The organism is Candidatus Sysuiplasma acidicola (assembly GCA_019721035.1).
Taxonomy (GTDB): Archaea; Thermoplasmatota; Thermoplasmata; order Sysuiplasmatales; family Sysuiplasmataceae; genus Sysuiplasma; species Sysuiplasma acidicola.
This window is the reverse complement of the sequence record JAHEAA010000001.1, coordinates 184375-191745: the sequence shown is the minus strand read 5'-3', so window position 1 is coordinate 191745 and position 7371 is coordinate 184375. Positions and strand designations below refer to the sequence as shown.

Genomic DNA, 7371 nt, shown 5'->3' with positions numbered 1-7371 from the left:
CGGCAACATAGTGCTGCTGTGGGACAACGGCGGTCCCCACAGACGTGTCGACGTGAAACAGTTTCTCTATGAAAACAGGAAACGACTCTACACAAGGAGATTCCCTGCATATGCGCCAGAACTCAACCCGGACGAGCAGATATGGAATGTACTCAAGTATCAGGAACTCTCGAACTGGTGTCCCGATACAGTAGAAGAGATGAAAGCCAGAGTGAAGGGTGTCATGAGCAGGCTGAAGAGGAATCCGGAGAGGATACGGAATGCGATGGTGCACTCCCGGCTGCCGCTACCCTCAATCCATACATGCCGACAGTAGTGCAAAATAATCCATTCTCAATCCAAAGGAGAATAGCTCATCAAAGTTTTATTATACTCTGGCGCATGATTGTACAGTGTGGATTACTACAGCGAACTGATAGAGGAAATCAAGACTGACAGGATCGTAGATGCCACAGAATTAGAGAGGAGAAAGGTCCAGCTCTGCAGAAAGTACAGCATGAACGACATTCCTGCAAATTCGGAGATACTCAGCAGGACCCCTCCGGACGCCATTGCGAAGGTTCTTCCGATCGTCAGGCTGAAGCCGTCAAGGACGATAAGCGGCATAGCCGCAATAGCCATAATGACTTCGCCTTACAACTGCCCCCATGGCACATGTGTTTACTGCCCGGGAGGCGTCAGCAACAACTCCTCGCAGGCCTACACGGGAAAGGAGCCGGCTGCCAGAAGGGCAGCAATGAATGATTTCGATCCGTATAGACAGACCTCTGCCAGGATTGAACAGCTCAACGCTATCGGGCATTCGACAAACAAAATAGATCTCATCATAATGGGTGGTACCTTCACCGCCAGAACGGAAGAATATCAGGAATGGTTTGTCCGCAGGGCATTCGACGCTATGAACGGTTTCGATTCCACAGGCATCGAGGAGGCTCACAGACTCAACGAGTGCGGGACGAACAGATGCATAGGCATGACTGTGGAAACCAGACCCGATCAGTTGAGCAGCAGACAGATAGATTTTTCAATGAGGATGGGAGCGACAAGAGTCGAACTTGGCGTTCAGTGCCTGTATGACGATGTGCTCAAAAGGGCAAACAGAGCGCATGACGTGCTGAGCGTCGCCGATGCGACGAGAAGGGCAAAGGACGCGGGGCTGAAGGTTGGTTACCACATGATGCCCGGACTTCCGGGCATGACAGATGAGATGGAACTCCAGAATTTCAGGCGCCTGTTCAGTGACGAACGTTTCAGACCGGACATGCTCAAGATCTACCCGACGCTGATAATCGAGGGGACGCCGCTCTTCGAAATGCACAGGAAGGGACTGTATCAGGAATATACGCTCGAAAAAGCGGTAAAGCTGCTTGCCGAAGTCAAGAGGGACATACCTCATTACGTCCGCATACAGAGAATACAGAGAGACATACCTGCGCCGATGATAAGTTTCGGCGTGAAGAAGAGCAATCTGAGGGAGCTCGTGAAAGAGGAAATGGAGAGGAACGGATGGAGGTGTGGATGCATCAGGTGCAGGGAGGTAGGACATCTCGGTATTGATGAGTCGGAGATAAGGGCAGAGGATCTGGAGTTGAAAGTGCTGGGTTACGATGCAAGCGGCGGTAAGGAGGAATTTATTTCGTTTGAATGCGGCGATGCCATTGTTGGTTATCTCAGATTGCGCCTGCCTTCCGACGGCCCGGCGTACATAAGGGAATTGAAAGTGTTCGGTAGGGTCGTGCCGGTGGGAGAAGAATCTGCGAAGGATTGGCAGCACCGAGGATACGGGACAAGGCTGGTGAATGAGGCAGAGGAAATGGCCAGGGCTGCAGGATACGGCATAATGAGAGTAACGAGCGGCGTCGGTGTCAGAGAATACTACAGAAAGATGGGTTATCAGAGCGACTCGTACTATCTATCCAGAAGGCTGTGACACACGCTCCGGGCTGCTGCGGTGCAGAATTACAGCTCTAACATTATTAAAGGGATTGCATCTTATCATTCAGTGTACTGCACAGTGTACAAAGGCATCTGCCGAAACTGATTGCACGGTGTGTGAAATACATGATCTGTCTGGTGTGCGGAACAGAACTTACTGACGGGGAGGCCATATGCGGCCCATGCGCCATATCCCACATCAGGGAGGAGTGGTTCTCTGACAGGGAAGGGTATTTCAGGTTAAGGAGTAAAGCTGAACTTGTCTCCGTTCTCGATGACGGACAGTTCCACATGACACTCGGCGGGGAAACTATGGACGAGCGCATAGCGGAACTGCCTGAAACTGTAGAAGGATACAGAACAGCCAGGCGCCTAATGCACGAGGTGATGGACGAATACAGCAGAGGCGATAATGTTCAGCTGCCACGTTACTCCCACGTGGCGCGTTCACTAGTCAAGCTTGAAAGATATGACGAGTTGTTTCCTGAGGAATGCGACAGATCACTATGCAATTCGCTTGCATCGCTGTACTACGAGGCACTGAAGAGTTTCACTCTGCCGTTTGCTCCGGCAGACTTTATTTATGAAAGGAGGAGGGTCCTGAAGGAGAGAGCAGATTACTGGCTGCGCAGGGGAGGCGGTGAAGGGGATGAGAGAAAAGTCTATCCGCTAGTGCCCGGACCGGAAGATGCGCCGGAATCTGACAGTGATGTCCGGCAGGAGCCGCGGAAAGCCGGACAGGATACTGACGCTCTAAGATTACGGATAAGGGCCATGGAACAGCAGATTGCAGAACTGAGAATGGTCGTCCCCGCCGGTACCGCCGTTGAGCATGAGACCGATGCGATTACCATAACGGCACTGAACAGAATAACCGAACTCAGAGAAAAAATAGAGAGTCTTGAAGAAAAAGTACAGAGGCTTAAGCTTGCCGGGGAGGGGAAAAATATAGCGACACTCGGCAGTGATTCGGTAATCGGGAAGCCAGTGCAGAATGCACCAGACCGGCAGATGAAGAGCGATGAATTTGACAGAATGCGGAAGAGAATCGCAGTAAGCATGCTGATTGGAGAGTCCCGGGACGCGTTCAAAGACTCGTTTGAGTTGCTGCAACGCGGAAGCAAAGACGGGAAAGACTTCGAAACAGCGATACTCCTTGCCCTGAAAATGAACGATCCGGAAAGGCTGAAACTTATCAACGAACTGGCCCCCCGGCACAATGCAGAAGGACTGAGTCGCCTCGCGCAGGCGGTATTTGCGTGGAAGAACGGGAAATGGGGCTCTGCCATACAGCTCGCAGATGATGAGATGGAGCAGACTGGCTCATCAGCGGCGTTTCTGCTGAAGATGAACATCTGCAGACAGTACGGGCTTACAGACGGGGCCGATGAACTCGATGAGCAGAGAGGGAAGGTGAAGAATATGGCTGCGGGAGCCGAACTTCTTTCGAGGATTTACCTGCAGCTTGACATGTGGGGCGCAGCCATACAGTGCCTCTCAGTGCTGCCTGAACACGACTGGACTGACGCAATGTGGGCAGACTATGGGATGGCGATGGAGCAGAAGGGTACAGATGACAGCGCGATGGAGGCTTACGACCGATCACTTCAGCTCAACGGACTGAACGTTACATCAACTGTGAGAAAGGCATTGCTCCTTTCGGCAAATGGCAGGAATACTGAGTCCGAGGAACTTCTGAAAAATGCAGTGGAACTCTGGCCCTCCGTGGCAAGAGTGAGGGCGTCCATTCTGGAGGCAATGGGGAAGAGGGAATATGCGATTCAATTGCTGAAGGAAGCGGCCCGCGAGGACAGCGAAGATGTGAAGATCGTCAGGGCAGGCATTTCGATATCAGCGAAGCTAGGAAAGAGAAAAGACAGGAAATACTTCGCTTCGCTTCTCAGCACAGGAGGTGCAGTACAATGAGCACGATGTCTCCGGGCAAATCCGGAAATGCGCTTGAAAAAGGGAAGATAGTACTGGACAGCCTGACATTTGACAAATACTCCGAACTTTGCTCGATGCTCGCAGAAAAACTCGGCATGAAGATTTCTGGCAGGGAGCTTTCAAAGGAAATGCTTCTGCTGAAGGGAACGGTGAAAGGGAGGGAATGCACGGCACTCTGCACGCTGCCCGGGGTGAGCGCTGGAGGACGGGGCGTATCCGCAGCAGCAAAGGCGATTGAGAAGGCAGGCGGTGTCGTGATCATACTTTCACACGAGCACATCGCGATGGAAGCCGGCAATGGAAACGTAATGGCGGTCGTCACAGGCGATGACTTTACCAGGATGGCATCCAGAACGTCCGTATTCAATGATGAGCTGCAGAACATGAACGCTCCAGAAAGAATGTCGCCCGGACTGATTGAGGAGAAGAGAAGATACAGCGACATGCTGAGATATGCCAGACAGAGATACGATGCCGGTGATTTGGACGAGGCCGCAAGCACTGTAAATCTTCTCCTGACGATCAGGCCTGGTGCAGACGAGCTTCACAGACTCCGTGGCAACATACTTCTCAAGAAGGGGAAGACGGCTGATGCTGCGGCTGCCTTTTCTGAAGCGGTCCGTTACGGTCCGACAAATACGGAGAATCTGGCAGGCAGAGCCGAAGCGCTGTACCGTCTTGGAGATTATACTGGCGAACTCGAATGTTACGACAGGATACTTAAATTGAATCCCTCGCACAGGACTGCGCTGCAGAACAGAGGAGCGGCGCTGCAGCAATCCGGGAGACTTGCCGAAGCGGTCGTTGCTTACGAGGCTGCAATATCGAAGTTTGGTAGAGACCCCGGAATACTTCGAAACCTTTCGCTGGCACACTATAACCTGCACGACACGGCCAAGGCACTGGATGCGCTGGATGCCATTCTCTCAGCCAACCCTTCCGACGAAAGAGCGATCAGGCTCAAGGGCCTGATATTGGCGGAAATGGGAAGCGATGCGGCTCTGGATTACCTTGAACGATATAATGCCATCAGAGAAGAGGCGGATGTCCTTGGAGTCATTGCCGCCCTTTACAACAGAAAGGGCAGGAGGAAGGAAGCGGGCGCTTACGCTGAACGTGCACTGAAGTTGGATCCTGGAAACAGGATCGCACTGAAGCAGTTCGACGAAGCACAGAAGACAGATGTAGCAGCGGTTCCTCCGCAGACTGTTCAGTCAATACAGGAAGCATGGACTGAACCTGAAAAAAAGCAGGAAAGAGGCGTGGCGGCGGTCATTGCATCTCACCTGACCGAGCAGCCGCGCGCGCATGATTCTGTCGCCGTGAGGAGTGTGCTGGATGCTGAGCAGATTGCCGACATTGTCGAAAAAGAGTTTCGCTCACCAGAAGCAATTTATGATGCACTGCGTCTGCTACAGGCAATAGGAACGCAGCAGGCAAACGGTGCCATAGACATTCTTCTGGACAGGATTATGCGGCGGGATGGATATCGGCCGGACACGGGCATCATGAAGATTGCGGAAGGGCGGGCATTCGAGAAGGGTGATTTTTCACGCTCGGCAGAACTTGGCAGAAAAATCATAGCGGAAGGCAATGACAGGGAAGCTGCCTGCCGGCTGCTTTCGTCACTCATTGAGCGTTACGCATTTGATGACGCCAAGACACTGGTTGAGGAACTTGACGGCCCTATTGGGCTGGATCTTCGTGCAGCGCTGCTGGCCATGGACGGAAGGACCGGAAAAGCCATGAGGCTGCTCTCCGTACGGGAGGGGAATAGCACGTCTGCTGGTGACAATAACGCAGGCGCGCTCATCATGATGAGAGAGGGAACTGGAGAAGCCGTGAACCACTACACTACGCTCCAGGAGAGGAGCGCTGCCGGCGGGATAAACAGGGCGGTGGCACTTTACCTGAGGGGGGACCGGGCGCTTGCTTCAGAGTTGCTTTCCCGCGAACCGGCGCGCATGTGGCAGCATCCGTTCAATCTGGGTTATATGTTTCTGGAGAACGGCAAAACGGAGGAGGCAATCGGCGAACTGACGCGTGCGGCCGCGATGGGGAGGGATGCCGATGCACTGAATGTCCTGGGCGTTGCGCTGGCTCATGCCGGAAAGAACAACGAGGCGAAAAAACGGTTTGAGGAGGCGCTTTCCATTGACGGGAGACACAGAGAAGCAAAACGGAATCTCAGGCATATTGAGAGGGTACTGAGACACTGAACTTCAGCAGGTCATATTTTTATCCATCATCCGTTTCTGGTGATTCATGAAGGTCAGGCCTGCGGCAAGAGCAGCGCGCATGGAATATGCCATAAGGGATGTCGTGCTCCCGGCACGGGAGCTTGAGAAGAAGGGTATCGATGTCATCAGGATGAATATTGGTGATCCGGATGCATTCGACTTTGACACGCCCGAGCACATAAAGAGGGCGATGTTCGATGCCGTGCTGGATGGTTACAACGGTTACGGCGATTCCGAAGGAGACGTACAGCTCCGCGGGGCGATTGCGTCAAGGGAGAGGAGGAAGAACGGCAAACAGGCAGAAATAGAAGATATAATTGTCACTACCGGCATTACGGAGGGCATACAGCTGCTTCTTGGTGCGCTCGTAGAAGCCGGGGACGAATTGCTGGTTCCCGGACCCACGTATCCTCCATATTCGTCAGTGACGGGATTTTTCGGCGGCGTTCCTGTCGCCTACAGGACTATTGAGGAAGAAGGATGGAGACCGGACGTGGAAGACATGAGGGCCAAGATCACGCCGAAGACCAGGGCGATACTCACTGTCAGCCCGAACAACCCGACAGGCGCAGTGTACAGCGCGTCAGACATGAAGGCAATATGCGACATGGCGGCAGAACATGACCTGCCGCTCATATCCGACGAAATTTATGATATGCTGACATACGGCGTTGAGCATGTCTCGCCTGCAACCGTATCCAAAGATGTGCCGGTTATCACACTCAACGGTTTTTCCAAGAGCTATCTGGTCACCGGATGGAGAGTAGGATACGTAATCTTCAGGGATGCGGGAGGGAAACTGACTGATCTTAAGGAGGCATTCCTGCGGGAAGTGAGAGCAAGGCTCTGCGCAAGCAATCCCGCACAGCGGGCAATGATCGCGGCGCTTGAAGGTCCGCAGACGCACGTCCAGAAGATGGTCAGGGCACTCAAGGAGAGGAGGGATTACGCCGTACGTAGAATAAACGCAATGGATAATCTGTCTGTTACATCGCCAGATGGTGCATTCTATCTGTTTCCGAAAATTGAGAAAGGACGCTGGAAAAGCGATCTTGAGTTCGTGCTGCATGTGCTGCGCGAAGGACATGTGCTGCTCGTGCACGGGTCTGGCTTCGACAGGCAGTACGGCAATATGCACTTCCGTTCGGTATTCCTTCCGCCGATGGAAACGCTTGAGAAAGCGATGGACGGTCTGGAGATGGCGCTCGCCGTACGACCGTGAGTCTTAAAAAATCACAACATATATTTC

General features: G+C 53.0%; 5 protein-coding genes. All 5 read left to right on the top strand.

The window, feature by feature from the left end; genetic code table 11:
• A partial coding sequence (locus KIS30_00910; protein ID MBX8645309.1) for a transposase occupies positions 1-316 on the top strand: 316 nt, incomplete at its 5' end.
• 78 nt (positions 317-394) lie between these two features.
• A complete protein-coding gene (locus KIS30_00905) occupies positions 395-1930 on the top strand; it encodes a tRNA uridine(34) 5-carboxymethylaminomethyl modification radical SAM/GNAT enzyme Elp3 (GenBank protein ID MBX8645308.1) in 1536 nt (511 codons plus the stop codon).
• Positions 1931-2061: 131 nt separating this feature from the next.
• Positions 2062-3861 carry a hypothetical protein gene (locus KIS30_00900; GenBank protein MBX8645307.1) on the top strand — a complete coding sequence of 600 codons (1800 nt, stop codon included), beginning with the start codon at positions 2062-2064 and terminating at the stop codon, positions 3859-3861.
• Positions 3858-6101, top strand: a complete 2244-nt coding sequence (locus KIS30_00895) for a tetratricopeptide repeat protein (GenBank protein ID MBX8645306.1) — start codon at positions 3858-3860, stop codon at positions 6099-6101. The genes KIS30_00900 and KIS30_00895 overlap by 4 nt, the downstream gene beginning before the upstream one ends.
• 46 nt (positions 6102-6147) lie before the next feature.
• Entirely contained in the window at positions 6148-7344 is a 1197-nt protein-coding gene (locus tag KIS30_00890; GenBank protein ID MBX8645305.1) for an aminotransferase class I/II-fold pyridoxal phosphate-dependent enzyme, read from the top strand.
• Positions 7345-7371: the final 27 nt, after the last annotated feature.